A 26,789-nucleotide genomic window follows, 5' to 3' on the forward strand; every position below is an offset into this window, starting at 1 on the left:
GGGACCTCCGGCCCTGGTCACAGACCTGCGCTCTGAGAGGATCGGCGCATGAGACGACGCGCCCTCCCCACCGCCGTGACCGCCGCCGTCCTCGTCCTGGCCGGCTGCTCGGCCGGCACGCCGGAGCCGACCGCGCTCGACGCGCTGCTCGACCGCCACGACCTCGCCGGTCTCTCGGGGCAGGAGGTCGTGGACCGCCTGGAGGGGCTGGAGACGGCGGACCGGCCGACCGACCTCGTCGCCTCGGTCCGCGCGGCGGAGCTCGTGCTCGCGGACGAGTCGTACGAGTCGTACGAGACCACGGTCCCGCTGCCCGAGGACACGTTCTACCTCTCGGTCGCGCCCTTCGTGGACGAGACGCACGAGTGCTTCTACCACTCCCTGACGACGTGCCAGGGCGAGCTCGCGGACGAGCCCGTGTCCGTCACGGTCGTCGACGCGGCCACCGGTGAGGTCCTCGTCGAGGAGGACACGACGCTCGGGGCGAACGGGTTCGTCGGCCTCTGGCTCCCGCGCGACGTGGATGCCGAGCTGCGCGTGGAGCACGAGGGGCGGGTCGGCACGACGACCGTCTCGACGGGCGCCGACGACCCCACCTGCCTCACGACGCTCCAGCTCGCCTGACGCGAGCGCGCGTCGCAGCGCCGCCTGGTCGGTGGCGCCCCAGGGCGGTCGCGGGACGCCGCGACCGTGCCCGGGCGCGCGACGGCGCCCGCCGCACGCGGGGTGCGACGGGCGCCGTCGTGGTGCGAAGGGACGGCGCGTCAGGCCGTACCCGCGTACGAGAGCACGAGCTCCTCGGTGACGGTCTCGCCGTCGCGCTCGGTCGTCGCCGTGACGGTCACCTCCCCGGCAGGGGCCTCGACGAGACGGGTCGCGAACGCCTGGTAGGCGTTCTTCCCGGGCGCGACGTCGGCGTACTCCTTGCTCCCGTACGGCGTCGCCAGGGTGATGTCGACGGGGGTGTCGTCCTCGTTGAGCACGCGCACCGCGACGTACTGCTTGCCGCCCATGGTCCGCAGCTCGGCCTCGGCCGCGAGGTCGATCGCCGGGCCGTCGTCGACGAGCGCGCTCTGCCAGACGACGAGGTCGTCGAACTTCGACGCGAGCAGCTCGCGGTCGCCCGCGGCCGCGGACAGGTGGTCGACGAGCGACCGCGCGCCGCCGAGGACCTGGACCGCGGTCACCGGGTCGCCCGCCTCGGCCGCGGTGCGCGCGCTGCCGAGCAGCGACGAGATGGCGCCCGCGATCACGCCGTCGCCCACCGCGGAGGTGTTCAGGCCGGCCACGAGCTCGTCGACCTCGCCGAAGGTGACGCAGTTGCCGCCGCCCTCGACGACGCCCGCGGTCCACTCGACGCCCTTGAGCACGTGCTCGAGGAAGAGCGGGTCGGTCCACGACGCGTCGGTGTGCCCGGCGCCCTCGTACCAGGACCGGCCGCCCTCGAAGTTCTGGCACCAGGCGATCGGGTGGTCCTCGCCCATCGCGCCGTTGCCCGGGGAGTAGGTCGACTCGTCGAGGGTGATGAGGACGTGGACGTCCTCGCGCGGGTTCGTCGTGTAGTTGTACCACTCGTCGAACCGCTCCCAGACGGCCGGCAGGTGCGCGGTCGAGGGGTGGGCGGGGCTCTCGACGCGCATCGTCGCCGTCTGCTGCTGCGGGTGGCTGACGAACCGCGCGCCGCCGCCGGTGAGCTCGCTGTACCACGGGACGGTGTGCATCGTGTCGGTCGCCGCGTGCAGGCCGACGAACCCGCCACCGCCGCGGATGTAGCCCTGGAACGCCGCGAGCTCGGCGTCGTCGAGCAGGCGCGGCGTCGCCGGGTTGAGCGAGTTCGTGTTGTCGACCGGCGACGCGAAGACGATGGTCGCGTACTGCGACAGGTCCTCGGCGCTCGTGAACGGCGTCGAGTCCATCGTGAGGTCGGGCTGGCCCGGCGAGCCGCTCCCCCACCACCCCGCGGAGCTGTTCGGCGGGTCCCACACGTCGACCGTGAAGCCGTTGTCGGCCCCGAGCGCGACGAGCGCGCGCGTCGTGTCGTCGATGTGGGAGTGCCGGAAGCCGAGCGTCTCGCCGACGACGAGGATCTTGTAGTCCTCTTCCTCGGCGGCCGCCGGGCCGGCGGCCACGAGCGTCGCCCCGCCCGCGAGCGGCAGCGCGACCGCCGCCGCCACCGCCCGCTTGATCGTCTTTCCGCTGAACAAATCCATGCGTGCTTCTCCTCGTCGTCGAGAGCGCGAGCCGGGCGTTCGGTCCTCGGTCGAGCACCGGGCACCCTCGGCATCCGGCGGCGCGCGCACTCCTGCGTGCGTGGACGTCGGCTGCTGCCGATGCCGCGAGTTTTGACGGCAGCCCGGCAAAAGTCAAGGATTCAACGACATCCGCGCGCCGACTTCACCCGGACCCCACGGTCGCGACGCAGAGCCCCAGGCACAGCGCGTGCACAGGGTCACCACAGGCACGACCACACGCGCCGCGGGACGCTGGGTCCATGACCGCAGCCACCGCCCCCGTCGGCCGCCCCGACCAGCCGCGCCTCACGCGCCCGGACGGCTCCCCCGTCCGCGTCCTCGTGGTCGACGACGAGCCCAACCTGGCCGAGCTGCTCACCTCGGCGCTGCGCTACGAGGGCTGGGACGTGTCCACCGCGCTCGACGGGCACTCCGCGATCCGCACCGCGCGCGAGACCGGGCCGGACGTCGTCGTGCTCGACGTCATGCTCCCCGACATGGACGGCCTCACCGTCCTGCGCCGGCTGCGCGATCGCGACACGGACGTCCCGGTGCTCTTCCTCACCGCGCGCGACGCCGTCGAGGACCGCGTCGCCGGGCTCACCGCGGGGGGCGACGACTACGTGACCAAGCCCTTCAGCCTCGAGGAGGTCGTGGCGCGGCTGCGGGGCCTGCTGCGCCGCGGCGGCGCGACCGCGCAGCGCGAGGACTCCGTGCTCGTCGTCGGCGACCTCGAGCTCGACGAGGACGCGCACGAGGTCCGGCGCGCGGGCGAGGAGGTGCGCCTCACGGCCACCGAGTTCGAGCTCCTGCGATACCTCATGCGCAACCCGCGCCGCGTGCTGTCCAAGGCGCAGATCCTCGACCGCGTGTGGAACTACGACTTCGGCGGGCAGGCCAACATCGTCGAGCTCTACATCTCCTACCTGCGCCGCAAGATCGACAAGGGCCGCGAGCCCATGATCCACACCCTGCGGGGCGTCGGGTACGTGCTCAAGCCCGCCGCCGGGACGGACGGCGCCGGTGCCTGAAGCGTCCGCCCGACGCCCGACGGCGCTGCGCCGCCGCCTCGTCCTCGTGCTCGCCGGGGTCGTGCTCCTCGTCACCGTGGGCCTCGCCACCGCGTCCGCGCTCGCGCTGCGCAACCAGCTCGTCGAACAGCTCGACCACGAGCTCGAGCAGGCGAGCTCGCGCCTCGCGCAGGGCTTCGGGGAGGGTCCGGGCGACGGCCCAGGGCAGCCGCCGGACGACTCCGGCGCGACCCCCGACCCGAGCGACCTGCCCGACGACCCGTCCCGCTTCCCCGCCGGCACCGGGCCGGGCAGCGCCGTGCTGCGCTACGACGCCGGGGAGATCGTGCTCGCCGAGTACGTCAGCCCCACGCTGGAGCGCGTCGCGCTCGACGACGCGCAGGTCGCCGCGCTCGAGGACGTGCCCGCCGACGGCGCCCCGCACGACGCCGACCTGCCCGACCTCGGGTCGTTCCGCGCCGTGCACCGGACCACGGAAGACGGCCAGACCGTCGTCGTCGCGTCGAGCACCACCACCGTCGACGCGACGGTGGAGGAGTACGTGCTCATCGAGGTCGCGCTCGGCGCCGCAGGCCTGCTCGCCGCCGCGCTCCTCGGCACGTGGCTCGTGCGGCGCTCGCTCCGGCCGCTCGACGACGTGGCCGCCGCCGCGAGCCGCGTCTCCGAGCTCGAGCTGGCGCAGGGCGAGATCGACGCGATCCCGCGCGTCCCCGACGACCTCACCGACGAGCGCACCGAGGTCGGGCAGGTGGGCTCCGCGCTCAACCGCATGCTCGAGAACGTCGAGACCTCGCTCCAGGCGCGGCACGACTCCGAGACCCAGGTGCGACGGTTCGTCGCCGACGCGAGCCACGAGCTGCGCACCCCGCTCGCCTCGATCCGCGGCTACGCCGAGCTCGTGCGCCGCTCGCCCGACGACGTCCCGCCCGCCACCGCGCGCTCGCTCGACCGCATCGAGTCCGAGGCCGTGCGCATGACCGGCCTCGTCGAGGACCTGCTGCTCCTCGCCCGGCTCGACGCGGGCCGCCCGCTCGACCGCACGCCCGTCGACCTCGCGGCGCTCGCCGTCGACGCCGTCATGGACGCCCACGCCGCCGGCCCGGACCACGACTGGGCCCTCGACCTGCCCGGCGAGGACCTCGACCTCGAGATCACGGGCGACGAGGCGAGCCTGCGGCAGGTGCTCGCGAACCTCCTCGCGAACGCCCGCACGCACACCCCGCCCGGCACCCACGTGGAGGTGCGGCTCGCGCCCGACGGCGACGACGTCGTGCTCTCCGTCGCCGACGACGGCCCCGGCATCCCGGCGACCCTGCGCCCGACCCTCTTCCGCCGCTTCACGCGCGGCGACGACGCGCGCAACCGCACCAGCGGCTCCACCGGCCTCGGCCTCGCCATCGCCGACGCGATCGTCGCCGCCCACGGCGGGTCCGTCGCCGTGACGTCGACCACCGCCGACGAACCCGGGCTCACCGGCACGACGTTCATCGTGCGCCTCCCCCGCTGATCGCTCCGGAGCTGTGGGTGGCCGCTGGGACGCTATGACGCATGTTCTGGGATGCACGGCGGCCCGACACCGCCTACATCGTGGGTCTGCTTCAGACCGACGGCAACCATCACGGCGACCCTGACCACAGAGGACGGATCGCTTTGGAGCTCGCCGAGCGAGACCGCGACGTGCTCGACGCGATCTCGTCGTTGCTCCCGTGCTACTCCTCCGTCCGGCTCCGGCAACGCACGACGAATTTCAGCGCGGACTACGCCGCGGCAGTACTGGGGATCTTCGACCAGACGGCCCGACAACAACTCGCCTCGCTCGGCGTCACACCAGGACGAAAGAGCTCCACCATCAGTCCACCATCTGCGCCCTTCTCGGCGCCGGACTATGTCCGTGGCGTTCTCGACGGTGACGGGTCCCTGGGGTTCACGGCGACCGGGGTTCCCTTCGTCAGCCTGGTCACCGCGAGTCCATCGCTCGCCAGGTACTTCTGCTCGGTCATCGCGGACGTCTGCGGCGTACGAAGGAGCGCAAGGCCGAACGCACGTGACGGTGTCATGAACATCATGGTCGCGAACCTCGCTGCCGCTACCCTCGCTCGATGGGCTTGGCACTCACCAGATGCGCTCGGCATCGATCGTAAGCGACGACTCGCGGAGGCCGTCGCGGCGTGGCGACCGGAACCGGGCCGCGAGAGTCGGTACGGGATCGTGCGCAAACCCTGGACGCCAGCCGAGGATGCGATCGTCCTCAAGCTCGCGCCGGACGAGGCCGCCGAAGCGCTCGGGCGAACAGTCCAGAGCGTCTCGATGCGGCGATGGCGGCTTCACAAGGCACAGGCCGCCATCGCTCCGCGCGGCCCATGACGATGGATCGTCCGATCTGGTGCGCGCGGGAGGACTCGAACCCCCGACGCCCGGCTCCGGAAGCCGGCGCTCTGTCCGCTGAGCTACGCGCGCTGGTGCTCCTTAACGTCGAGCAGACGGGACGCGAGGCGTCCAGGTGCCCTCGGAGGGAGTCGAACCCCCGTCTCCGCTTCCGTAGAGCGGCGTCGTGTCCGTTGGACCACGAAGGCAGTGCATTTCACGCGGGCGCACGACAAAGGCGCACCGACGGCGATGGAGCAGAATGGCAGCGCGACAAATGCACCCTGCTCGGGGCGCATTCACGCACAAGAAAAAGGCCGCCCCGGCGATGTCCCGGGACGGCCTGTCGTGCGACGCTGAGTCAGACGACAGGACCGCCGGAATCACCGGCGAGGAACGAGGACACGCTGAGATACGCCACGGGCAGCACGACGCGCGGCTGCTCGCAGGGCAGCACGGGACGTCGCCGGTCCTGCTGGACGGGTTCGCGCACGGCACTGCTCCTCTCGGTCATGTCGGGTGGCCGACGCACCGGAATGTCGTCGACCGAGGAAGACCGTACGCGCCTTTCCCGATCGACACAAGCCCATTTCCCCAATTCGTCAGGAATTCTCTGACCGAGGTCCCGCACGGCGGCCGGTGGGCCCCCGTGCGGCGTCCATTCTTGGCCGGAGTCGAGCTCGTCCGCTCTCCGCGCCGGCGGGATCTCCGGCTCCCGCGCGCTGTCTTCGCACGGACGCAGGTCGCCGCCTCCCCCGTCAGGGCTGGGTTGGCGGTTCTCGGCCGGAGGCTGGCGGCGCTTGGCACACTTTTGTGCCAGCACGCCGCCCCTCGGCGTTCCGGACGGACGACCGGGGCTGTCGGCGGCACCCGGTAGGGTTCCGGACGTTCCGGACACACCTCCCGACGCCGACGAACCACGCGGCCGGGCCGACGACAGGAGACCCGCCGCCATGATGGGCGCCCACCACGCCGCGACCGGAGCCGCCGCCTGGGTGGCGGTGACGTCCACCGCCCCGTTCGCGCTCGGGTGGCACCCTGTGTCGTCCGTCGGGGTCATGACGGGCGCGGTCGTGTGCGCCGGGGCCGCGCTCCTCCCCGACGCCGACCACCACAACGGGACGTTCGCGCACTCGCTGCCACCCGTGAGCGAGTGGGTGTCCGACGCGGTCGAGACGATCTCCGGGGGCCACCGCCAGGGCACGCACTCGTTCCTCGGCATCGCGGTGTTCACCGCGCTCGCGTGGCTCGTCGGGCTGATCACGGTCGAGACGGAGAGCTTCGGCACGGTCTACGTGGGCGGCGGCATCCTCGCGGTCTTGCTCGTCGCCCTCGCGCTCAAGGCGCTCAAGCTCACCCGGCGCGGCAAGCTCATGCCGTGGGTCACGTCGCTCACCGTCGCGGCCCTCGTCGCGCTCTTCTCGCCCGAGGAGTGGAACTGGCTCCCGGTCGCCGTCGGGATCGGCGTGACCGTGCACATCCTGGGCGACGTGCTCACGACCAACGGCGCGCCGCTGCTGTGGCCGGTGAAGATCCGCTCCCCGCGCTGGGTGCGCCGCTCCCTCGTGGTCGACGACGTGTGGCGCCCCAGCGGCAGCTTCGCCCTCCCCCTGCTCGGTGACACCGGGTCGGTGCGCGAGTGGATCCTCGCGACGGCCGTCGGCCTCTACGCGACGGTCGGTTTCGTGTGGTCCGCGCTCGACCAGATGGGCTACGACACCTACGGGACGTACGAGCGCGTGGTATCAGCGATCCAGGCACTGGCGTCGGGCGTCGCCTGAGCCGGCCGGGCCGCCGTCCGCGGTGGTCCGGTCGTCCCGGCCGCGACCGATCGTCCCGCGCTCGGGCGAGACCGGGTGGCGGCCGGCCCTGGTGCTGTCACCTCCCCGCGGCCGAGAGCGCGCGGCCGGTGTGGGCGTCGAACAGGTGTGCCCGGTCCAGGTCGACCGACACGCCCACCGTCTCCCCCGGTGTACCGACGACGGTCGGTCGCGCCTTGACCTTGACCGTCTCCGTGCCGACCTTGACGTCGACGATCGTCCGGTCACCGAGCGGTTCGTACGCGTAGATCTCCCCCGGGAGAACGGCATCCCCGCGATGCTCGACCGACAGGTCCTCGGCGCGCACCCCGAGCACGAGCGGCCGGCCCTGCTCGGCGGTGGTCCACCGGGGGCACGGCATCGACCATCCCTGCTCCCCGGAGCACTTCTTCGCGCGCGACCTCCCGATCGCACTCGTGTGCCACGGTGCGCAGGTGCCCGCGGTCTACGGCCTGCTGAAGGGGCGTCGCACGGCCTGCTTCCCGCCCATCACCGGGGACATGGAGAACGCGGGCGCGACCGTCGTCGACGCCCCGTACGTCGTCGACGGGAACCTCGTCTCGTGCCGGGGCTGGCCGGACATGCCGCAGTTCGGCCGGGTGCTGATGCAGGTGTTCGACGGCTCTCTCGGCAAGGCCGCCGCGTGACGGTGGCCCTTCCCGGCCGATGACGACATCGCGGACCGTCGAGGTCGACGGGGACGTCGTCGGTGTCCTCGAGGGAGGCACGGGCCCCACCGTGCTGCTCCTCCACGGCTCCGGCCCTGGTACGACCGGGGCCGGGGCGTGGGCCACGACCGCACGGGCCCTCGCTCCTGACCACCACGTCGTGGCCCCCGACCAGGCGGGGTTCGGCAGGACGCCGCTGCCGCCCGGCTCCCGTGGGGGGCTCGCGGTCTGGGCCGAGCAGGCCGGCGCCCTCATGGACACGCTCGGGGTCGGCACGTTCGCCGTCGTCGGCCACTCCATGGGCGGAGCGGTCTCGCTGGCCCTGGCCGCCGCTCGGCCGCGACAGGTCACCCACGTCGTCGCGGTCGGCACGATGGGGGCGCCGGGTGCTCCCCTCTCCGACGACCTCGATGCGCTCTGGGCCGCCACGCCCGACTCCGGCGGGGCGCGCGACATGCTTGCTCGGCTCTTCCACGACCCGGCACTCGTCACGGACGCCGCCGTCGCTGCCCGCGCCCGAGCGATGCGCGCGGGGGCGACGACGTACGCGTCGATGTTCCCTCCGCCACGGTCCCGGTGGTCGAACGACCTCACGCTGTCGCCGAGCACGCTGTCCCAGGTGCGGGCACCGGTGCTGCTCCTCCACGGCGCGGAGGACCGCGTCACGCCGCTGAGCGGCGCCCTCCCTCTGCTCGATCACCTGCCCGACGTCAGCCTGCGGGTGACGCCGGGCTGCGGTCACGCCCTGCCCGCCGAGCGCCCCGAGGAGTTCCTGACGGCGCTCCGCTCGTTCCTACCGGGCGGCGCCCCGAGCCCGAGCTGACCCGTCGCCGGACACGACCCGGGACGGCGTGAAGGCGTCGAACACGTCACCCCGGTCGTGCTCGGAGCGAGCCGGCGGCCGGCGCAGCCTGAGCGGGCCGGAGAAATTCGCTTGCTCCACCCCGCACCCGGGTGGAACGGTCGGAGCACGTCGCCCGCGCCGTCGGGCACCGGAGGAAGGAGGAACGCCATGAGCTGGACGACCCCTGCTCGCGTGTCCACCACCCCCGGGAGCACCGACCGCCGCTAGGCCGGTCGGCGACCGTCCGAGACGGTCCGCGCCCGCCGCCGCCCGCGAGGCGGCAGCGGCAGAGCCGTGCGCTCCCCGCCTGAAGGAGCCCACCCGTGCCCGAGCACGACCTGCTGTACCCCGACCCGTACCTCCCGCCGACGTTCGCGGGAGACCCCCGCACTCCCCCGCCCCGCCGCCTGCGGCGCAGCAGCGACACTGCCGACCTCGACGACGCCGGTCCCGCCACGGGCGTCCTCGACGCCGCGCTCGGCGACGATCAGCGCTGGTCCACGTGGTCCGCCGTCGAGAAGGGGCAGCGCGGACCCGAGCCGCGCCCCGACTGGGTCGTGACCGCCGACGCGGCCGTCGACACCGAGCTGGGCGTGCTCAAGACCGGCAAGGAGGCGGACGTGTTCCTCGTCGAGCGCGCCGTCCCCGGCGACGCCACGCGGCGCACGCTGCTCGCCGCCAAGCGCTACCGGGACCTCGACCACCGCGCGTTCCGGCGGGACACGGTCTACACCGAGGACCGCCGCGTGCGCCGCACGCGCGACCGGCGCGCGCTCGACCGCAAGTCCCGCTACGGCCGCCAGGTCGCGGCCGGGCAGTGGGCCGCGGCGGAGTTCGCCGCGCTCGGCGAGCTGTGGTCCGCGGGCGCCCCCGTGCCCTACCCGGTCCAGATCGACGGCGACGAGATCCTCATGGAGTTCGTCGGCACGTCCGACGGCGTCGCGCACGAGGCCGCGCCGCGGCTCGCGCGCACCCGCCCCGACCCGGACCTGCTCGCGTCCTGGTGGGACCAGCTCCGCGACGGGATGGCCGTCCTGGCCCGCCTCGGCTTCGCGCACGGCGACCTGTCCCCGTACAACGTCCTCGCGGACGGCGACCGGCTCGTCATCATCGACCTGCCGCAGGTCGTCGACCTCGTGGCGAACCCGTTCGGCACCGAGCTCCTGCTGCGCGACTGCCGCACGATGTCCGCGTGGTTCGCCGCGCGCGGGCTCGAGACCGACGCCGACGAGCTCTTCGCGCTCCTGCTCGCCGAGGCGTGGTGACGGTCGAGGACGCTCGACGCGGGAGACGCAGGCGCCGCGTGGGACGATCGCCGCGTGCTGCGCCTCGCCCTCGTCGGGCTCGACTCGTCCCACGCCGACCACTACGTCCGGCTCGTCGAGGCCGAGCGGCGCTGGCCGGGCGTGCGCGTCGTCGCGCTCGTCGACGGCGAGCCGGCCCGACGCGCGGAGCTCGCCGCCGCGGGCGGGCTGTCCCTCAGCGCGGGTGAGGTCACCGTGCCCGACGTCGTCGGGCGGGTCGACGCGGCGATCGTCGCCCACCGCGCGGGCCGGCTCCACGGCGCCGCGGCCCGCACGCTCCTGCGCGCGGGCGTCCCGGTGCTCGTCGACAAGCCGTTCGCGGCGTCGGTCGCCGACGCGCGCGCCACGCTCGACGTGGCCCGCGTCCACGGCACCGCCGTGACGACAGCCTCCGCGCTGCGCTTCGCTCCGCAGGTCGCGGCGGCGCGCGACGTCCTCGCGGCCACGGCCGGGCGCGGCCTCGCCACGGCCGGGCCCGGCGACCCGGCCGCGCCGGAGGACGGGACGACGTCGTCCGGGCCGGCCGTGGAGGTGTCCGGCCCCGCCGACCCGCGCGACGAGCGCGACGGTCTCTTCTTCCTCGGCATCCACCTCGTGGAGGCGGCCCGCGCCGTCGTCGGCGGTGCTCCCGGCGCGGCGTGGGCGCCGCCCGTGGTGACGACCTCGGCCGACGGGATCGTCGCGACGACCCGGTTGGACGGCGTCGACGTCCGGCTGGCGCTCCTCGACCCGGGCTCCCACCCGACCGCGGGGTTCGCGGTCGCCGTGCGCCCTCCCGGTGGCGTCGAGCGTTCCGAGGTCGTGCTCGACGCCGACTACCTCGCACCAGTGGTCGAGCACGCTCTCGCGGTCCTCGCGCCGGCGCTCGGCGCGACCGCGAGCGCCGATGAGGACGCGGCACGGGGCGACGCCTCGCACGCGACGGTCCTCGCCGACCTCGCGCTCCTCGAGCAGATCACCGCAGCGGTCAGGGTCTGAGGTCAAACCCTCTGCGGCGCGTGCCGACCGCGCCGACACCGGGCGGACGGGGTAGAACGGGTCCATGGAGCCTTCCACCGAGTCCTTCGACGCCGACGACGTCCAGACGTTCCTCACGACCTACGGGGTCGCGCTCTCCACGGGCGACCTGGACACGATCGGCGAGAGCTACGCGTTCCCGGCGCTCGTGGTCGGGGCGACCGGGTCGGTGCTCCTCGCCGATCCGGAGGACGTGCGCGAGTCGACCACCGAGACCGCGCGCGGGTTCCGCGAGCGCGGCCTCGTCGGCGTCGTCGCGCACCTCGAGGACGTCGAGGAGGTCGGCGACGCGCTCGTGTGGGCGCGCGTGCGCTGGAGCTACCGCGACGAGTACGCGAACGAGCAGGAGGCGCAGGAGGTCCGGTACCTGCTCCGCCGCGCGCGCGACACGTTCGAGGTCTGTGTCGTCGCACCGCTGGCCACCTGACGGGGCCGTCTCAGCACGCGCTGCCCTCGGCCACGACCGGGCCGGTTCGCGGGGCGGTGCCGTCGGGACGCGGCGGGAGGTAGTCGAGCCGCACCCCGTCCCCGACCGGTACGGCCAGGACCGCGGAGTCCGCCGACTCGCGCGCCCAGTCCCGCGGGACGAGGAAGTACGTGCCACCCGCCTGCTGCAGGAGCACGAGGCCGTCGTACCGGTGGCCGAAGGCCGCGCCGTCGGACCCGCACCGGCCCGCGGTCACCCCCGGCGCGACGAGCTGGAGGTCGGCGGTGCTCCGGACCACGACCCCGGGATACTCCGCGAGCTCGGCCTCGAACTGGCGTCCGCGGCTCTCCCCCACCTCGGCCGAGTAGTTCGCCACCGCCCAGAAGAGCGACACCGCGACGAGCGTGAACACCGCCGCCCACTCGGCGAGGCGCGCCCCGACGGACGGCGTCCGCCACTCGGGTCGGGTCCGCCGCAGCTCCGACCGCCGGGTCTGCACGACGGCGACGAGCGCCAGGACCCCGAGCGCGAGGCACACCGGTGCGACCCAGCTCGGGACGCCGTCGGCGAGGCCGGTGCCGGGCCAGACGGCCTGGAACAGCCCGAACACGACGAGCACCGTCCCGACCGCACCGATCCCGAGGAGCACACGCGGACCGGGCCGCCGTGCGCCGGGAGCACGGGTCGACCCGCCCCGCGCCCACAGGGACACGAGCACGACGACCGCCATCGCGGCGAGCGGCAGCAGGAGCCCGTCCTGCGCCTGGACCATGTAGTCCGTCGACGTGAGCTGCAGGGACGTCACGTCCACACCGAAGTAGTAGTAGAAGAACATGGCGCGCTGCCGGCCGAAGAAGTAGAGCAGCCCGGCGATCAGACCTGCGGGCGCCACGATCTCGGTCGCGATCCGAGCGAGGCGCGGCACGTCCGACCTCGGGTCCTCCGTGCTCGGCTCGTCGCTCGTCGCGGGCCGGCGGTCGCTGTCGATCATGGCGCACCGTCCGTCCCGTCGGCTCCTCCGCCCTCGTGATCCGGGTCTTCACCGTCGTCACCGGGGACGTCCTCACCGCCGCTCTCGCTGCCTGTCTCCGCGCCAGTCCCGGTCTCCGCGCCGGTCCCGGTCCCGGTCCCGGTCTCGGTCCCGGTCCCGGTCTCGGTCCCGGTCTCCGTCTCGACCCCGGTCCCCGCCTCGGGCTCCTCGACTCCCCCTGGTTCGCCCGTGCCGGGGCTGCAGTCCGCGAGCAGCACGACGGTCGAGCCGCGTGGGATGGAGAAGCCTCCCTCCCTCCAGGGCGGGTCGGAGCCCAGGTACGTGCAGGCGCTGTCCGCGTCGTCCGCCTCGGGAGGTTCCGAGACGACCGTCACGCAGAGCGTCCCGCCGCAGTTGACCGTCATCTCGTCGAGGAAGTCCTGGCGCACACCCGTGAAGGGCAGCCCGTCCTTCTGCGCGGCGGTCGCCATGGCGACCGGTGATCCCCCGCTCCCGCCACCACCACGGGGACCCTCGGGCTTCTCCGAGCTCTCCGCGTCGGGGAACGTCGGCGGCGAGGTGGTGGCCTCGTCGGTCGCCTCCGGCTCCACGCTGCTCGACACCTGCTGGGCCGAGCCGTCGGCACCCCAGCTGCACGCTGCGATACCGCACACGACCGCGGTGCTGAGCAGCACCCCGACGGTCGCGCGTCCTACCCGGTGTCGTCGTCCACCTGGTCCTGCGTCCTGCGTCGCCAGCACCATCGCTCGGCCCTCCTCATGATCCTCATACGACGAGGGAGACGGCTCGCGAACGGGGTGATACGGCGGGTCCGTCCTGATTCAGTGGAAGTCGCGCGACGTCGTCGCGACCTGGAGCGAGAGCGGGGCGAGGTGCTCCGCGACGAGGTTCGTGGCGCCGTCGGCCCGCTCGAGCCGCCCGCGCACGACGAGCGCCGCGGACCCGCGCGCGACCTTCCGGAACCGCTGCCACAGCCCGGGCGAGCACACGACGTTGAGGATTCCCGTCTCGTCCTCGAGCGACAGGAACGTCACGCCTCCTGCGGTCCCGGGGCGTTGGCGGTGCGTCACGACCCCGCCCACGGCGACGCGCGACGACGGGTGCGGGCGCGTCCCCGGCTCCTCGCCCGCCGCGCGCTCCGCCTCGTCGACCTGCTCGATCTCGCGTGACACCTCGACCGCGCCGACGACGGTGAGCACGCCCGCCGCGGTCAGGCCGTCCCGCACGTACTGCGTCGGGTAGGAGTCGGCGGACACGCCCGTGGCCCAGACGTCCGCGACGGCCGTCTCGACGTCGGTCATGCCGGGCAGCGCCGGGGCCTCGACCCCGACGCTCACGCCCGGCAGCGTCCCCGGGCCCTCCTGTGCGAGCGCGCCCGCCGCCCACAGCGCCTCGCGCCGCGTCACGCCGAGGCAGTCCGTCGCCCCGGCGGTGGCGAGCCCTTCGAGCTGGGCCGTCGTGAGGTCGACGCGCCGCACGAGGTCGCGCAGATCGCTGAACGGCCGCCCCTCCCCCGGTGCCCCGCGGGCCGCGACGACCCGCTCGGCCGCGTCCTTCCCGAGCCCGCGCACGCTGGCGAGCCCGAGCCGCACCGCGAGCGTCAGGTCGGGCTCCGGCCCGAACGCGGTGTCGATCTTCACCCTCTCGCCGAGCATGCGGCTGTCGCCCGTCAGGGCGCCAGGGCGGCCGGTATCCGCATGGTCGGCAGACGCAGCCGCACGGTCGGGCGCAGCCGCACGGTCGGCCGGCAGCCGCTCGACCGTCGCCTCGACGTCGGACGCGTTGACGTCGGGACGCAGCACGGTGACGCCGTGCCGGCGCGCGTCGGCGACGAGCGACTGGGGCGAGTAGAACCCCATGGGCTGCGCCGCGAGCAGCCCCGCGTAGAACGCGGCGGGGTGGTGCACCTTGAGCCACGAGCTCGCGTAGACGAGGAACGCGAACGAGTACGCGTGCGACTCGGGGAAGCCGAAGTCGGCGAACGCCTTGAGCTTGTCGTAGATCTCCTCGCGCACGGCCGGGTCGGTGACGCCCTTCTTGCGCATCCCGTCCATGAGCCGCCCGCGCAGCTCTTCCATGCGCTCGACGGACCGCTTGGACCCCATCGCGCGCCGGAGCTGGTCGGACTCCTTCGGGGAGAAGCCCGCGACGTCGATCGCCATCTGCATGAGCTGCTCCTGGAACAGCGGCACGCCGAGCGTCTTGCCGAGCGACTTCTCCAGCAGCGGGTGCAGGAACGTCACCTCTTCCCGCTTGCGCGCGCGGTTGATGTACGGGTGCACGGACCCGCCCTGGATGGGACCCGGGCGGATGAGGGCGACCTCGATGACGATGTCGTAGAAGTTCCGCGGTTGCAGTCGCGGGAGCGTCGCCATCTGCGCGCGCGACTCGACCTGGAACACGCCCACGGTGTCGGCCGCGCACAGCAGGTCGTACACCGCCGGGTCGTCCTCGGGCAGCGTGTGCAGCGCGAGGCGCGGGCCGCCCTCGTGCCGCTCGACCAGGTCGAACCCGATGCGCAGCGCCGTGAGCATCCCGAGGCCCAGGAGGTCGAACTTCACGAGACCCGCGTCCGCGCAGTCCTCCTTGTCCCACTGGAGGACCGTGCGCCCCTCCATGCGCGCCCACTCGACGGGGCACACCTCGATGACGGGGCGGTCGCACATGACCATGCCGCCCGAGTGGATGCCCAGGTGCCGCGGGAGCCGCAGCATCCGGTCGGCCAGGTCGAGCACCGCGTCCGGGATCTCGCCCTCCTGCGCGGCCGACGGCGGCCGGTGCGCGGGCACGACGTCGTGCGTGTCGTCCGCGCGCAGGACCTCGCCCTCGTCCACGGCGAGCGGGTCGACGACGCGCGCGCCCCGGCCGCTCAGGTCGGGCGACCAGTCGCGGCTCCCCCACAGCCGTGCCGTCGCGGCGTCCTTCCGGGCGGTCCGCGTCGTGACCGGCGACGCGGCCGGGCCGGCGGCGGGCCCCGGGGTCTTCGCCGCGATCGCCCGCTCCTTCGCCGCGCGGTCGGCCGCGGGCGACGACGGGTCGGGGCCGCGCAGCGACCCCCAGCGCTCGATGGACTTGCTCCACGCGTCGGCCTGTCCGACGTCGTACCCGAGCGCCCGGGCCGCGTCGCGGACGGCGGACTTGGGCCGGTAGGAGATGACGTTCGCGACCTGCGCGGCGTGCGTGCGCCCGAACGTCCCGTAGACGTGCTGGATGACCTCCTCGCGCCGCCCCGACTCGATGTCGACGTCGATGTCCGGCGGGCCGTCGCGCTCGGGCGCGAGGAAGCGCTCGAACAGCAGACCGTGCTTCACCGCGTCGACGGCCGTGATGCCGAGCGCGTAGCAGACCGCGGAGTTCGCGGCCGACCCGCGGCCCTGCGCGAGGATCCCGTTCACCCGACAGAACTCGACGAGGTCGTAGACGACGAGGAAGTACCCCGGGAAGTGCAGGTCCTCGATGACGCGCAGCTCGTGGTCGATCTGCGCCCACGCGCCCGCGACCGTCTCCTGGCCGCGCGGCCCGTACCGGTTCTCGCCGCCGCGGCGCACGAGCTCGCGCAGCCACGTGGCCTCCGTGTGCTCCTCTGGCACGGGGTACGGCGGGAGGTCGGGCGCGACGAGGTGCAGGTCGAACGCGCACTCGTCCCCGAGCGCTGCGGCCGTCGCGACGGCCTGCGGATGCCGGTGGTGGCGTGCGAGCATCTCCGTCGCCGTGCGCAGGTGCGTCGTCGGGGCGCCGGGGAGCCACCCGTCGAGGTCGTCGAGCGACGAGCGGGCGCGCACCGCGGCGAGCGCCCCGGCGAGATCGGCGTCGCGCGGGTTGGCGTAGTGCGCGGCGGTCGTCGCGACGAGCGGCAGGCGGGCGTCCGCGGCGAGGTCCGCGAGCGCCGCGTGCAGGTCGGCGTCGCGCGGGTCGTCGGTCGCGGTGATCTCGACGGCTACGTTGTCCCTGCCGAACACGGCGACGAGCCGGCCGAGCTCGCGGCGGGCCGCGGCGCGCCCGGAGGTGACGAGCGCCCGCCGGACGGAGCCCTTGCGGCAGCCGGTGAGCACGAGCCACTCGCCCGCGCCCTGCGCGCCGAGCGCGTCGAGGTCGTAGCGGGCGGCACCCTTGGTCCCGGTCGCGAGGTGCGCGGTGGCGATCGCGCTCGACAGGTTGCGGTAGCCCTGCGCCCCCCGCGCGAGGACGAGCAGGTGGGTCGAGCGCGGGTCGGGCAGCCCGGTGGGAGGGTCGAGCACGGGCGGTCCCGCGGGCGTACGCCCGTGCTCGACGACGGGCAGGTGCAGCTCGGCGCCGAAGATCGTGGGCAGCCCGACCTTGCGCGCGGCCTCCGCGAACCGCACGACCCCGTACAGGCCGTCGTGGTCGGTGACCGCGAGCGCCGACAGCCCGAGCCGCGCGCCCTCGGCGGCGAGCTCCTCGGGGTGCGACGCGCCGTCGAGGAAGCTGAACGCGGAGTGGGCGTGCAGCTCGGCGTACCGGGGGGCGGCCGTCCGGTCAGTCATAGAGGCCCTCCACGGTCCAGCGCCCGCGGGCGCTCGCGAGGAGGAGCCCGCGGCCGTCGTCGAGCAGGACCTGCACGTGCACCCGGCGACGCGGCGCGGGGGTCCACCAGCGCTCGGCGAGCGGCCACGGCCCGGCCCAGTCCACGACGGCGCGCGCGGCCCCCGGGCCAGGCAGCGCCGCCTCGTCCCGGGGCGTCGCCGGGCGGCGCGGACGCTCCTCCGGGACGGCGGCGGGCCACCGCACGGTCGCGGGCTCGCCGCTCATCGCGAGGCGCGCGTCGACGACGACGGGCCGCCCCGCGGCGTCGAGCACGACGACGTCCTGCGGCTCGACGGGCACGACCGCCGGCGCGGGGCTCGGCAGCGCGCCAGGCCACGGCAGGGCCGGGTCGCGCGGGCGCGCGACGTCCTCCCCGAACGGCACGAGGTGCACGCGGTCGGTCGCGTCGCGACCGCCCTGGACCTCGACGCGCAGGACGGCGTCGCCGCCGAGGATCCCCTGCACGCGCCCGAGCGCGCGGTGGGCGCGCGCGTCCTCGCCGCTCGACGCGCCCCACAGACGCGGCTGCTCCGCCCCCGCCGGGACGACCTCCTCGGCCGTGAGGGACAGGCGGGCCAGCGGCGCGACGTCGGGCACGACGTCGGCCCCGCCGGGCGAGCCGTGCTCGCCCCCACGACGCGCGGCCCGGGCCGCGCGCCCGGCGCGGACGGACGTGGTGGTGAGCCAGCCCTCGAGCTGCCACCGGACCTTGTCCGTGAGGCGCGCCGGGCTCATCGCGCCCGGCCCGTCGAGCCGCCAGGTGCGCTCGAGGTCGTCGCCCTCGACGGTCCGCGCGGTGATGCGCAGCCGCCCGGCGACGAGCGAGCGCGCGACGAGCTGGTCGTGCAGGTCCTCGGAGAGCCGGCGCGCGGCGAAGGTCGCGACGTCGACCCGCTCGGCGGGCGGGTCGAGCTCGGCGCTCACCGCGACGTCGGGCTCGACGCGGCGCCGCGCGGGCGGGCGCAGGTCCTCGCCGCGCGCGAGCCGGTGCGCCCACGCACCGAGGTCGCCGAAGCGTCCCTCGACGGTCGCGGGCGGCAGGGCCGCGAGCGCCCCGAGGGTCCGCACGCCGAGCCGGCCCAGGAGGTCCACGAGCTCGTCGACCGCGACGGCGGCGTCCGGCCGGGCGGTGACGTGCACGAGGTCGCGCGCCGGCCGGGGCGCGAGGAACGCGGCGGAGCGGCCGGGCGGGACGACGGCGGCGTCCCGTGCGGCGAGCACGGCGGCGAGGATGCCGTCGGCGACGCCCACCTGGCTCTCGTGCCCGGTGCGCTCGGCGACGCGCGCGACGAGCGCCTCCGCGAGCGCGGCGTCGGACCCGTGGTACCGGCTCGCCCCGGCGGCGGGCAGGAGCAGCAGGCCGGGGCGGGTGATCTCCAGCCCCGCGACGACGGTCTCGGCCGCGAGCGCGACGGGCTCGAACTCGCGGGCGTCGCGCGCGTCGTCGACGTCGAGCAGCTCGAGCTCGGGGCAGCACTCGCGGGCCCGGCGGCGGCGCATGCCGCGGCGCACGCCCTGGGCGCGCGCGGTCGCGGAGACGGCGACGACGCGGCGGCCGTCGTGCGTCGCGGCGGGGACGTGCGCGGGGACGTCGCGCACCGCCATCGCCGCGAGCACCGGCCAGTCCGGCACCCACAGGGCCGCCGTGCGGGTCGGGCTCGTGCTCATCCGACGAGCCGGAGCCGGGAGGGCCGGTCGGGGTCATCGACGTGGGCGGGGACGGGGCCGGCCTCGGCGGCACCGGTCTCGGCGGCGGGCCGGGTGCCCCGGGCGTCCTCGGCGAGGAACGCGGGCCAGTCCTCGTGGGCGAGCGGGAGCTCGACCTCGACCCGCGTGGGGCGTGCGGCGCCCCCGCGGCCCGCGCGCTCGACGACGAGCGTGCGGCGGCGCAGCCAGCCCGCCCCGCGGTCCGCGCCGGACCAGCCGCCGCCCGTCACCGTGAGCGCGACGTGCGCGCCCGGCCACGTCGTGGCCGCGACGAGCAGCGCCCCGCGCTCGCGTGCGCGGCCGGTGAGGCGACGCCGGTCGGTGTCGGTGAGGGCGGCGTCGGGCCCGACGACCACGACGTCCAGGCCGTCGACGAGCGCCGCGATCGCGAGCGCCGCGTCCGGCCCGGGCCGCGGGACGAGGACGACGCGGTCGAGGTCCGCGCCGACGTCGGCGGCCGCGAGCAGCCCGACCGCGGGGAACCCGACGGCGGCGGTCCACGCCCCGGCCCGCGACGGTCGCGCGACGAGCGCGAGCAGGAGGCTCGTCGACCCGCGCACCGCGACCACCGTGCCGCGCTGGAGCCCGCCCAGCGGCAGGAGCGGGACGAGCGCGTCGTGCACCGGCCACACCTGCTCGTCCGGGATCGCGTCCCGGCTCGGGTCCCGCATCGCGACGTGGCGGCCGCGGGAGCGCGCCGGGCGCTCGGCCGGCGCGACAGGGGTCGGCCGGACGCCCGCCGGCGAGGAGACGTCGGCAGGCGGGACCGTGTCGGCGAGCGGGACGGCGTCGGCGAGCGGGACGGCGGGCGCGACGACCGGGCGGTGTCGGCGGACGCCCGTACGCTCCTCCGCACGGCGCAGGACGGCGCGGGCGCGCTCGGCCTTGTCGACGGCCACGGCCGTCGGGCCTGGTGTCCCCGCCCGTTCGGCGGGGTCGGCGAGAAGGGTCATCTCGCCTCCCGGGATGCTGCTCGGACGGGACGCGCACCGCGCGTCGACTGCTGGGGGCGTCGTTCTGCACCCGCCATCGTTCGAACAGACGTTCGAACACTTCCAGTGAACGACCGCCGCCGCGGGGTGTCAACTCCGCAGGTGAGGGCCGTCGGCTTCGTCCGAGATGCCCGCCGCAACTCTCGACCGTCGCTCGAGGGTTGACCCCAACCCTCGACCTCTACCTGAACCTCCTCTCCCGCCGAACGTGGGGTCGCCGCCCGTCCGACGTGCGGCACGCGCCATGACCGCATGCCTCGGCGGGCGCAGGGGGATGCTCGGCACCCGGTCCTCGCCCGCACGAGCAGTCCCGGGATGGCAGGCTGACGCCATGGACGCCCGCACGACCCTGCCCACGCTCGGCTCGCTCACCTGGGAGCCGGCGCTCGACCACCTCGACCTCGTCGCCCCTGTGACCGCCGACGCGCTGCGCCGCTGGGCCGAGGCCGACCCGGACGTCGCGGCGCTCGTCGCCGTGACGGAGATCGACCCCGACCTCGCGGACACCGCGACCCTCAACGCCGCGTTCGACCTGCCCGTCGAGGCGTCGGCGAACTGCGTCGTCGTGGGCGGCGCACGCGCGGGCGACGAGCGGGTCGCCGCCGCCGTGGTGCGCGCGCACACGCGTGCCGACGTCAACACGCGCCTCCGCAAGCTGCTCGACGTGCGCAAGGCGTCGTTCCTGCCGACCGACCGCGCGACGGCCGAGTCCGGGATGGAGTACGGCGGCATCACGCCCGTCGGGCTGCCGGGCGGGTGGCGCGTGCTCGTGGACTCGCGCGTCGTGACCGACGGCGCGCTCGCGCTGATCGGCAGCGGCGTGCGGCGCTCGAAGCTGCTCCTCCCCGGTGACCTTCTCGGGCGTCTGCCCGGCGTCGAGGTCGTCGAGGACCTGGCGACCCCGGCCGCCTGACCGCCCCACATCCGCCGAGCACGACATGAAGGTCGCCACAGGCTTCTTGGCGACCTCCATGTCGTCTTCGGCGGGAGATCGTCAGCGTTCGAGGACGACGAGCCGCTGCGTCGCGCGCGTCATCGCGACGTAGCGGTCCACGGCGCCCTCGACGCCGTCGCCGAACGCCTGCGGGTCCACGAGCAGGACGAGGTCGAACTCGAGGCCCTTCGCCGTCCCGGGCGTGAGCACCCGCACGCGCGACGCCCGGTCCTCGCCGAGCCTCGCCGAGAGAGACTCCGTCGACGCCGCGACGGACCCCGCACCGCCGATCACGCAGGCCGTGCCCTCGGTGTGCTCGGCGAGCCAGCCGTCGAGCACCCCGTCGAGGTCCGCGACCGAGCCGTAGGCGACGGGCACACCCGTGCTGCGCACCGAGGTCGGGACGTTGGCGTCCGGGAGCGCCGCCCGGATGACGGGCTCCGCCGCCGCCATGACCTCCTGCGGCGTGCGGTAGTTGACGCTCAGCGACGCCTCCGCGACCCGGTCGAACCCGACGCGCCCGAGCCGCTCGCGCCACCCCTCCGCGAACCCGTGACGCGCTTGCGCGCGGTCCCCGACGACCGTGACGCTGCGCGACGGGCAGCGGCTGAGGACCATCTGCCACTCGGCGTCGGTGAGCTCCTGCGCCTCGTCGACGACGACGTGCGCGAACGGCCCCGCGAGGCGGTCGGGCGTCGCCACGACGAGCGCGCCGTCGTCCACGAGCGCGTCGCGCAGGTCCTGCCCGCGCAGCATCTGCATGATCCCGAGCTCGCTGTCGTCCGTCGCGACGAGGTGGTCGACGACGTCGTCCATGCGCGCACGCTCCGACGCCGCCGCGGCCTCGTTGTGGCGACGGCGGCGCGACGCCTCCGGGTCGCCCAGGCGCCGCCGTGCGGCGTCGAGCAGCGGCAGGTCGGCCGTCGTCCACGCGTGCGCGTCCGCGCGCTGGAGCGCGCGCACCTCCTCGGGCGTGAGCGACGGCGCGCACAGACGCAGGTAGGCGGGCACCGACCACAGGTCGGCCACGAGGTCCGTGGCCTCGACGAGCGGCCACGCGCGGTCGAACGCGGCGCCGAGCGCGCGGTGGCCGCGCAGGGCGCGCCGCACGTCGTCGGCGTCGAGGTCCACGGCGTCCTCCGCGGCGCCCCCGCAGGCCTTGTCCACGAGGATCTCGACCAGCGCTGCCCAGACGTCGTCGCGCGCCTCGTTGTGCGGCGTGCCGGGGTCCACGGACTCGAACGCCTCCGCCCAGTCGGCGGTGGAGAGCCAGACGTCGACCCACGGCGTCTCGACCTCCATACCCTCTGTGGGCGGGCGCTCGGAGAACCGCACGGCCGGCTCGATCGCCGCGACGAGGTCGGCGGACGCCTTGAGCCGGGCGGCCTCGGGGTCGGTCTCCTCGCGCGCCGCGGCTCCCTCCGGGACGAGGTCGCGCAGCGTGCAGGTCTGCACGCCCTCCTCGCCGAGCCCGGGCAGCACGTCGGCGACGTAGGAGAGGTACGGGCGGCTCGGCCCGACGACGAGCACGCCCCCGTGCCCCTCGCCCACGTGGGGGTCGGCGTAGAGCAGGTAGGCGGCGCGGTGCAGCGCCACGACGGTCTTGCCCGTGCCGGGGCCGCCGTCGACGACGAGCGCGCCGCGCGAGCCCGCGCGCACGATCGCGTCCTGGTCGGCCTGGATCGTGCCGAGCACGTCGCGCATGCGCGGCGACCGGCTCGCGCCGAGGCTCGCGACGAACGCCGACTGGTCGTCGAGCGCCGCGCCCGACCCGGCGCCGTCGGGCACGAGCTCCTCGTCCCAGTAGTCCGTGACGCGGCCGCGTGTCCACCGGTAGCGGCGCCGCGCCGCGAGGCCGAGCGGGTGCGCGGGCGTCGCGGCGAAGTACGGCTCGGCGGCGGGCGAGCGCCAGTCGACGAGCAGCCGCTCCCCCGCCGGGTCCGTGAGGCCCACGCGACCGACGTACACGGGCTCCGACCCGTCGGCGAAGGTCATGCGGCCCAGGCACAGGTCGACGCCGTAGCGCTGGAGCAGCCGCAGGCGTCCGCTGAGCCGGTGGATCTCCTGGTCGCGCTCGAGCGCCTCCGTCCCGCTCCCGCCCGGCGCCAGGCGCGCCGCGTCGAGGCGTCGCGTGAGATCCGTGACGGAGTGCTCGAGGCTCGCGGCGATCGCGGCGAAGTGCCGCTCGTCGGCGTCGACGAGCGCGGGGTCGGCCTTCGCGGCCAGGCGGTCGGGGAGGTCGAAGACCCGGGCGGCGCCCGGGGTCGGACGGGCGGTCGGGTCGGTCGTGCGGTCGGCGGTCACGGGGGCGTCGGGCAACGTCATCAGCTCCGGTCCGAGGTCGGGCGGGACGACGCGGACCGACGGCGGCCCGCGCACGATCGGAGATTCTGCGCCCCCAGGGGGGCCTTGCCGCAAGACCCCCCGTGCGCTATACCTTGGAAAGGGAGGCCGGTCGGCCTCCCTTTCTCGTCCAGTCCTCGACCAGACCGGTGTCGGACCGGCGACCTCGCGCTGAGACGCGAGAAGTGGCCCCGCACCGAGGTCGGTGCAGGGCCACTTCTCTGATCTCGTGAGGGCGCGTCAGCTCTCGGAGCGGCCCTCGCGCCAGTACCCCATGAACGCGACGGCGCGGCGGTCGACGCCGAGGTCGGTGACGAGGTGGCGGCGCAGCGCCTTGATCGCGCTCGCCTCGCCCGCGAGCCACGCGTAGAGGACGGTGTCCTCCTCGAGCAGCCCGGGGACTTCCCAGAGGATCGACGCGTCGACGTCGACGTCCTCGAGGTCCTCGGCGGTGCGGCACTGGGCCGGCGGGTCGGTCCCGAGGACGCCCGCACCGAGGATGCGCGCGGCCGCCTGCTTGACGGCGGGCACGAGGCGCGCGCCGTGGGCGTCGTGCACGCCGCCCGGGACGTCGTCGCGAGCCAGGAAGGTCACTCGCACGCCGGGCGGCGTGACGAGGTCGCGCGCGTCGTCCACGTGCGGGACCTCGACGTAGACCTCGCCCCACGCGTCGGCGGGGAGGTCCTCGCAGATCGCGGCGATCGCGGGCAGGGCAGTCTCGTCGCCCGCGAGCAGGAGCGCATGGGGACGCGTCGGCGGGCGGAACTCGATGCCACCGGCCGGCCCGTCGAACGTCACGTCGGGGCCGAGCAGGACGAGCGGCGTGCCGACCTCGGCGGCGAGCGCCCAGCGCGAGGCGGGACCGGCGTCGCCGTGCAGCACGACGTCCACGTCGACCTCGCGCGCCTCGGGGCGCACCGCGACGGTCGTGTACGTGCGCAGCGGGTTGCGGCGCTCCTCCGGCTGGTCGCGCCACGCGGCGTACCAGGACTCGGCGTCGCGCACGAGGTGCTCGTAGCCGCCGTCAAGGGCGGGGAGCACGAACTTGATCCGCACGTCGAGGCCCGGGTCGCCGAAGAGGTCGAGCTCGGGGCCGGTGAACGTGAACCGGCGGAAGCTGGGCGAGAGCTGCTCGACCCGCGCCACCTCGACGTCGAAGAAGCGCCACGGCGCGGTCGCCCGGGCGACGGGACGACGGGCTCGGGTGCGGGGTGCGACGACGGTCTGGCTCACACAGGTGAGGCTAACCTACGCACCCTCGGCGAGGTCAACCCGTCCCGGACACGGACCGGCCCCGGGCACCGTGAGACGCGTCACGCTCCGCGGCCGCGGCTGCGCCACAGCAGGTAGACGAAGTACGGCGCGCCCAGGAGGGCCGTGCCGAGACCCGCTGGGATCTGCTCCGGAGCGATGACGACGCGGCCGAGCGTGTCCGCGACGGACACCAGGAGCGCGCCGAGCAGCATCGCGACGGGGACGACCCGGCCGTGCCGCGCGCCGACCAGCGCCCGCGCGGCGTGCGGTGCGACGAGGCCCACGAACGCGAGCGCCCCGATCGCGCACACGGCGGCGGCCGTGAGGAGCGCGGCGGCGGCGAGCAGCAGCAGGCGCGTGCGGTCGAGCGCGACGCCGAGGACGCGCGGGGTGTCGTCGTCGAGCGCCAGCACGTCGAGGTCGCGACGGTAGACCGCGGCCAGCGGCGTGAGCACGAGCAGCGCGAGCGCGACGGGGATGAGCTGCTCGAGCGTGCGCCCGTACGTGGAGCCCGACAGCCACGTGAGCGCGAGGTTCACGTCCCACGGCGCGGCGACGACCACGAGCAGCGTGATGAGGGCCATGACCCCGGCCTGGGCGCCGATGCCGATGAGCACGAGCCGGTCCGAGCTGAGCCCGCCGCGGTAGGACAGCCCGTAGACGAGCCCGAACACGGCGAACGCCCCGATCGCGGCCGCCGCGGACATCGGCCAGATCCCGACGCCGGGGACGAGGAGGATCATCGTCACGGCCCCGAGCCCGGCGCCCGACGTCACGCCGAGCAGGCTCGGCTCGGCGAGCGGGTTGCGGCACACGGCCTGCACGATCGTCCCGGCGAGCGCGAGCGCGGCGCCGGCGAGGAGCGCGGCGAGGACGCGCGGGAAGCGCTGGTCGAGGACGAACGTCACGTGCCGCCCGGCGAGCCCGTTCCACCAGTTGGCCACGTCGCCCAGCAGCACGACCCGGTCGCCGAGCAGCAGACCCGCGACCGTGGCCGCGGCGACGGCGAGCGACAGGACGACGACGACCACGAGCACGGCCCGGCGCGAGCGCGGCCGGGACAGGGACCCGTGCGCGCCGCGCGACGACGCCGGCCCCGAGTCGCGCAGGCGCCGCGCGAGCCACATGAGCAGGATCGCGCCGAGGACGGTCGTCACGATGCCGGTCGGCACGGCGATGGACAGCATGCCCGGCAGCAGCAGGCGGAGCAGGACGTCGGCGCCGAGGACGACGACCACCCCGACGATCGCCGCGAACGGCAGGAGCAGCACGTGCCGCCCGAGCCCGGGCACCCGGCGCGCGACGAGCCGCGCCACGACCGGTGCGGCGAGGCCGACGAACCCGACCGGTCCCGCGACCGTCACCGCGATCGAGGCGAGGAGCACCGCGACGAGGACCGACAGGACGCGCGTGCGGCGCACGTCGACGCCGAGGACGGTCGCGGCGTCGTCCCCGAGACCGAGGAGGTCGAGGCGGCGCGAGAGGAGGAGCGCGGCGAGGACGCCGACCACGACGACGGGCGTCGCCATCGAGACCGTGCGCGTGCCCGACTGGACGATGGACCCGCTCCCCCACGCGAACAGGCCCATCGTCTCCTGCTCGAACAGCACGAGGAGCACCATCGTCAGCGAGTGCAGCGCGAGCATGATCGCCGACCCGGCGAGCACGAGCCGGGTCGGGCCGTCGGCGCCGCCGCGCGCGAGGACGAGCACGAGCCCGGCCGCGGCCAGCCCGCCGAGGAAGGCCAGCCCGCCCTGGAGGTAGAACGGGATCGAGATGCCGAACGCCGCGACGACGACGACCGTGAGGTAAGCGCCCGCGTTGACCGCGAGCGTGTCCGGCGACGCGAGCGGGTTGCGCGCGACCGACTGGAGCACCGCACCGGCGACGCCGAGCGCGACGCCCAGCAGCAGGCCCGCGAGGAGCCGCGGCACGCGCGAGGCGACGAGGACGGCGACCGTCTGGTCGACGCCGTCGCCCCCGGTCGCCAGGCGCAGCAGGTCGAGCGGGCCGACGTCGGCCGTGCCCTGCGTGAGGTGCACGGCGGCGAGCACCGCCGCGACGACGACCGCCACGACGAACGCCCCGGCGATCCCGAGGCGCGACGTCCTCGGGCGGAGCACGGTCGTCGCCGGGCCGGTGCTGTCGCTCGCGCGACCGCCGTCGGCGGTCCCGTTCGTGCCCGGGACGACGGCCGGAGCCGGGTCCTCCAGGAGGAGGGTGTCCGGCTCCGCCGTCGTGCGCTGCTCGCGCCGCGTCACGGTGTCCTCGTCAGCACTGTGGTTCTCGTCAGCCTTCTCGTCGTCCGGGCGCGGCC

Annotated in this window: 22 protein-coding genes and 2 tRNA genes; 11 read left to right on the top strand and 13 right to left on the bottom strand. The window is 75.2% G+C overall.

Annotated features, from left to right (window positions below):
• The first annotated feature begins 48 nt into the window (after nt 1-48).
• Complete coding sequence (locus CCE02nite_RS02345) at nt 49-624, top strand: CueP family metal-binding protein (protein WP_141387815.1); 576 nt, start codon at nt 49-51, stop codon at nt 622-624.
• A 140-nt stretch (nt 625-764) separates the two neighbouring features.
• Here the strand turns inward: CCE02nite_RS02345 and CCE02nite_RS20350 are convergent, their stop codons facing one another.
• Complete coding sequence (locus CCE02nite_RS20350; protein ID WP_170227189.1) at nt 765-2,210, bottom strand: ThuA domain-containing protein; 1,446 nt, start codon at nt 2,208-2,210, stop codon at nt 765-767.
• Nucleotides 2,211-2,491: 281 nt separating this feature from the next.
• On the opposite strand from CCE02nite_RS20350, the gene CCE02nite_RS02355 reads away from it, so the two are divergent.
• The 3 genes from CCE02nite_RS02355 to CCE02nite_RS02365 are packed head-to-tail and all read left to right on the top strand — an operon-like array spanning nt 2,492 to nt 5,626.
• Nucleotides 2,492-3,262: a response regulator transcription factor gene (locus CCE02nite_RS02355; RefSeq protein WP_141387817.1), complete on the top strand. Its 771-nt coding sequence runs from the start codon at nt 2,492-2,494 to the stop codon at nt 3,260-3,262.
• Nucleotides 3,255-4,769 carry a sensor histidine kinase gene (locus tag CCE02nite_RS02360; RefSeq protein WP_141387819.1) on the top strand — a complete coding sequence of 505 codons (1,515 nt, stop codon included), beginning with the start codon at nt 3,255-3,257 and terminating at the stop codon, nt 4,767-4,769. The genes CCE02nite_RS02355 and CCE02nite_RS02360 overlap by 8 nt, the downstream gene beginning before the upstream one ends.
• Before the next feature lie 41 nt (nt 4,770-4,810).
• A complete protein-coding gene (locus CCE02nite_RS02365) occupies nt 4,811-5,626 on the top strand; it encodes a hypothetical protein (RefSeq protein ID WP_141387821.1) in 816 nt (271 codons plus the stop codon).
• A gap of 17 nt (nt 5,627-5,643) precedes the next feature.
• Here CCE02nite_RS02365 and CCE02nite_RS02370 read toward each other — a convergent pair.
• The 3 genes from CCE02nite_RS02370 to CCE02nite_RS20870 all read right to left on the bottom strand — a co-directional run bounded on the left by CCE02nite_RS02370 (nt 5,644) and on the right by CCE02nite_RS20870 (nt 6,119).
• Nucleotides 5,644-5,719 (bottom strand) — tRNA-Arg (locus CCE02nite_RS02370).
• Nucleotides 5,720-5,763: 44 nt separating this feature from the next.
• Nucleotides 5,764-5,835, bottom strand: a tRNA-Arg gene (locus tag CCE02nite_RS02375).
• Nucleotides 5,836-5,987: 152 nt separating this feature from the next.
• On the bottom strand, nt 5,988-6,119 hold the full coding sequence (locus CCE02nite_RS20870; protein WP_255318583.1) for a hypothetical protein: 132 nt from the start codon (nt 6,117-6,119) through the stop codon (nt 5,988-5,990).
• Between the two features lie 460 nt (nt 6,120-6,579).
• Between CCE02nite_RS20870 and CCE02nite_RS02380 the strand changes: the two genes are divergently transcribed.
• Entirely contained in the window at nt 6,580-7,407 is an 828-nt protein-coding gene (locus CCE02nite_RS02380; RefSeq protein ID WP_141387822.1) for a metal-dependent hydrolase, read from the top strand.
• Between the two features lie 97 nt (nt 7,408-7,504).
• On the opposite strand, the gene CCE02nite_RS02385 is transcribed toward CCE02nite_RS02380, so the two are convergent.
• The gene (locus CCE02nite_RS02385) at nt 7,505-7,807 is read right to left on the bottom strand and encodes a TOBE domain-containing protein (RefSeq protein ID WP_141387824.1); all 303 of its coding nucleotides are present in this window, start codon (nt 7,805-7,807) and stop codon (nt 7,505-7,507) included.
• On the opposite strand from CCE02nite_RS02385, the gene CCE02nite_RS02390 reads away from it, so the two are divergent.
• The 5 genes from CCE02nite_RS02390 (at nt 7,785) to CCE02nite_RS02410 (ending at nt 11,706) form a co-directional block, all read left to right on the top strand.
• Entirely contained in the window at nt 7,785-8,093 is a 309-nt protein-coding gene (locus CCE02nite_RS02390; RefSeq protein WP_255318584.1) for a DJ-1/PfpI family protein, read from the top strand. The two genes, CCE02nite_RS02385 and CCE02nite_RS02390, sit on opposite strands and share 23 nt — an antisense overlap.
• Nucleotides 8,094-8,112: 19 nt before the next feature.
• Entirely contained in the window at nt 8,113-8,937 is an 825-nt protein-coding gene (locus tag CCE02nite_RS02395; RefSeq protein ID WP_141387826.1) for an alpha/beta fold hydrolase, read from the top strand.
• Between the two features lie 344 nt (nt 8,938-9,281).
• Complete coding sequence (locus tag CCE02nite_RS02400; RefSeq protein WP_255318585.1) at nt 9,282-10,223, top strand: serine protein kinase RIO; 942 nt, start codon at nt 9,282-9,284, stop codon at nt 10,221-10,223.
• A 54-nt stretch (nt 10,224-10,277) separates the two neighbouring features.
• Complete coding sequence (locus CCE02nite_RS02405) at nt 10,278-11,240, top strand: Gfo/Idh/MocA family oxidoreductase (protein WP_141387828.1); 963 nt, start codon at nt 10,278-10,280, stop codon at nt 11,238-11,240.
• Nucleotides 11,241-11,304: 64 nt separating this feature from the next.
• The gene (locus CCE02nite_RS02410; protein ID WP_141387830.1) at nt 11,305-11,706 is read left to right on the top strand and encodes a DUF6841 family protein; all 402 of its coding nucleotides are present in this window, start codon (nt 11,305-11,307) and stop codon (nt 11,704-11,706) included.
• 10 nt (nt 11,707-11,716) lie between these two features.
• Here CCE02nite_RS02410 and CCE02nite_RS02415 read toward each other — a convergent pair whose 3' ends face one another.
• The 5 genes from CCE02nite_RS02415 to imuA' form a co-directional block, all read right to left on the bottom strand.
• Complete coding sequence (locus CCE02nite_RS02415; RefSeq protein ID WP_141387832.1) at nt 11,717-12,697, bottom strand: hypothetical protein; 981 nt, start codon at nt 12,695-12,697, stop codon at nt 11,717-11,719.
• Complete coding sequence (locus CCE02nite_RS02420; protein ID WP_141387834.1) at nt 12,694-13,371, bottom strand: hypothetical protein; 678 nt, start codon at nt 13,369-13,371, stop codon at nt 12,694-12,696. Before CCE02nite_RS02420 ends, CCE02nite_RS02415 begins: the two co-directional genes overlap by 4 nt.
• Nucleotides 13,372-13,518: 147 nt before the next feature.
• Nucleotides 13,519-17,202: an error-prone DNA polymerase gene (locus tag CCE02nite_RS02425; RefSeq protein ID WP_141387836.1), complete on the bottom strand. Its 3,684-nt coding sequence runs from the start codon at nt 17,200-17,202 to the stop codon at nt 13,519-13,521.
• A complete protein-coding gene (locus CCE02nite_RS02430) occupies nt 17,195-18,910 on the bottom strand; it encodes a DNA polymerase Y family protein (protein WP_141387838.1) in 1,716 nt (571 codons plus the stop codon). Before CCE02nite_RS02430 ends, CCE02nite_RS02425 begins: the two co-directional genes overlap by 8 nt.
• Complete coding sequence (gene imuA' / locus CCE02nite_RS02435; protein ID WP_174774876.1) at nt 18,907-19,902, bottom strand: DnaE2-dependent mutagenesis accessory factor ImuA'; 996 nt, start codon at nt 19,900-19,902, stop codon at nt 18,907-18,909. Before imuA' ends, CCE02nite_RS02430 begins: the two co-directional genes overlap by 4 nt.
• 370 nt (nt 19,903-20,272) lie before the next feature.
• Here imuA' and CCE02nite_RS02440 point away from each other — a divergent pair, with 370 nt between their 5' ends.
• Nucleotides 20,273-20,854, top strand: coding sequence for a YbaK/EbsC family protein (locus CCE02nite_RS02440; RefSeq protein ID WP_141387840.1), 582 nt, complete (start codon nt 20,273-20,275; stop codon nt 20,852-20,854).
• Between the two features lie 81 nt (nt 20,855-20,935).
• On the opposite strand, the gene helR is transcribed toward CCE02nite_RS02440, so the two are convergent.
• The 3 genes from helR to CCE02nite_RS02455 all read right to left on the bottom strand — a co-directional run bounded on the left by helR (nt 20,936) and on the right by CCE02nite_RS02455 (nt 26,733).
• Nucleotides 20,936-23,254, bottom strand: coding sequence for an RNA polymerase recycling motor ATPase HelR (gene helR / locus CCE02nite_RS02445; protein WP_255318586.1), 2,319 nt, complete (start codon nt 23,252-23,254; stop codon nt 20,936-20,938).
• Nucleotides 23,255-23,458: 204 nt separating this feature from the next.
• Entirely contained in the window at nt 23,459-24,451 is a 993-nt protein-coding gene (locus CCE02nite_RS02450; protein ID WP_141387842.1) for a siderophore-interacting protein, read from the bottom strand.
• Nucleotides 24,452-24,531: 80 nt separating this feature from the next.
• Nucleotides 24,532-26,733, bottom strand: a complete 2,202-nt coding sequence (locus CCE02nite_RS02455; protein ID WP_255318587.1) for an iron ABC transporter permease — start codon at nt 26,731-26,733, stop codon at nt 24,532-24,534.
• Nucleotides 26,734-26,789: the final 56 nt, after the last annotated feature.

The organism is Cellulosimicrobium cellulans (assembly GCF_006539945.1).
In the GTDB taxonomy this organism is placed as follows: domain Bacteria; phylum Actinomycetota; class Actinomycetes; order Actinomycetales; family Cellulomonadaceae; genus Cellulosimicrobium; species Cellulosimicrobium cellulans.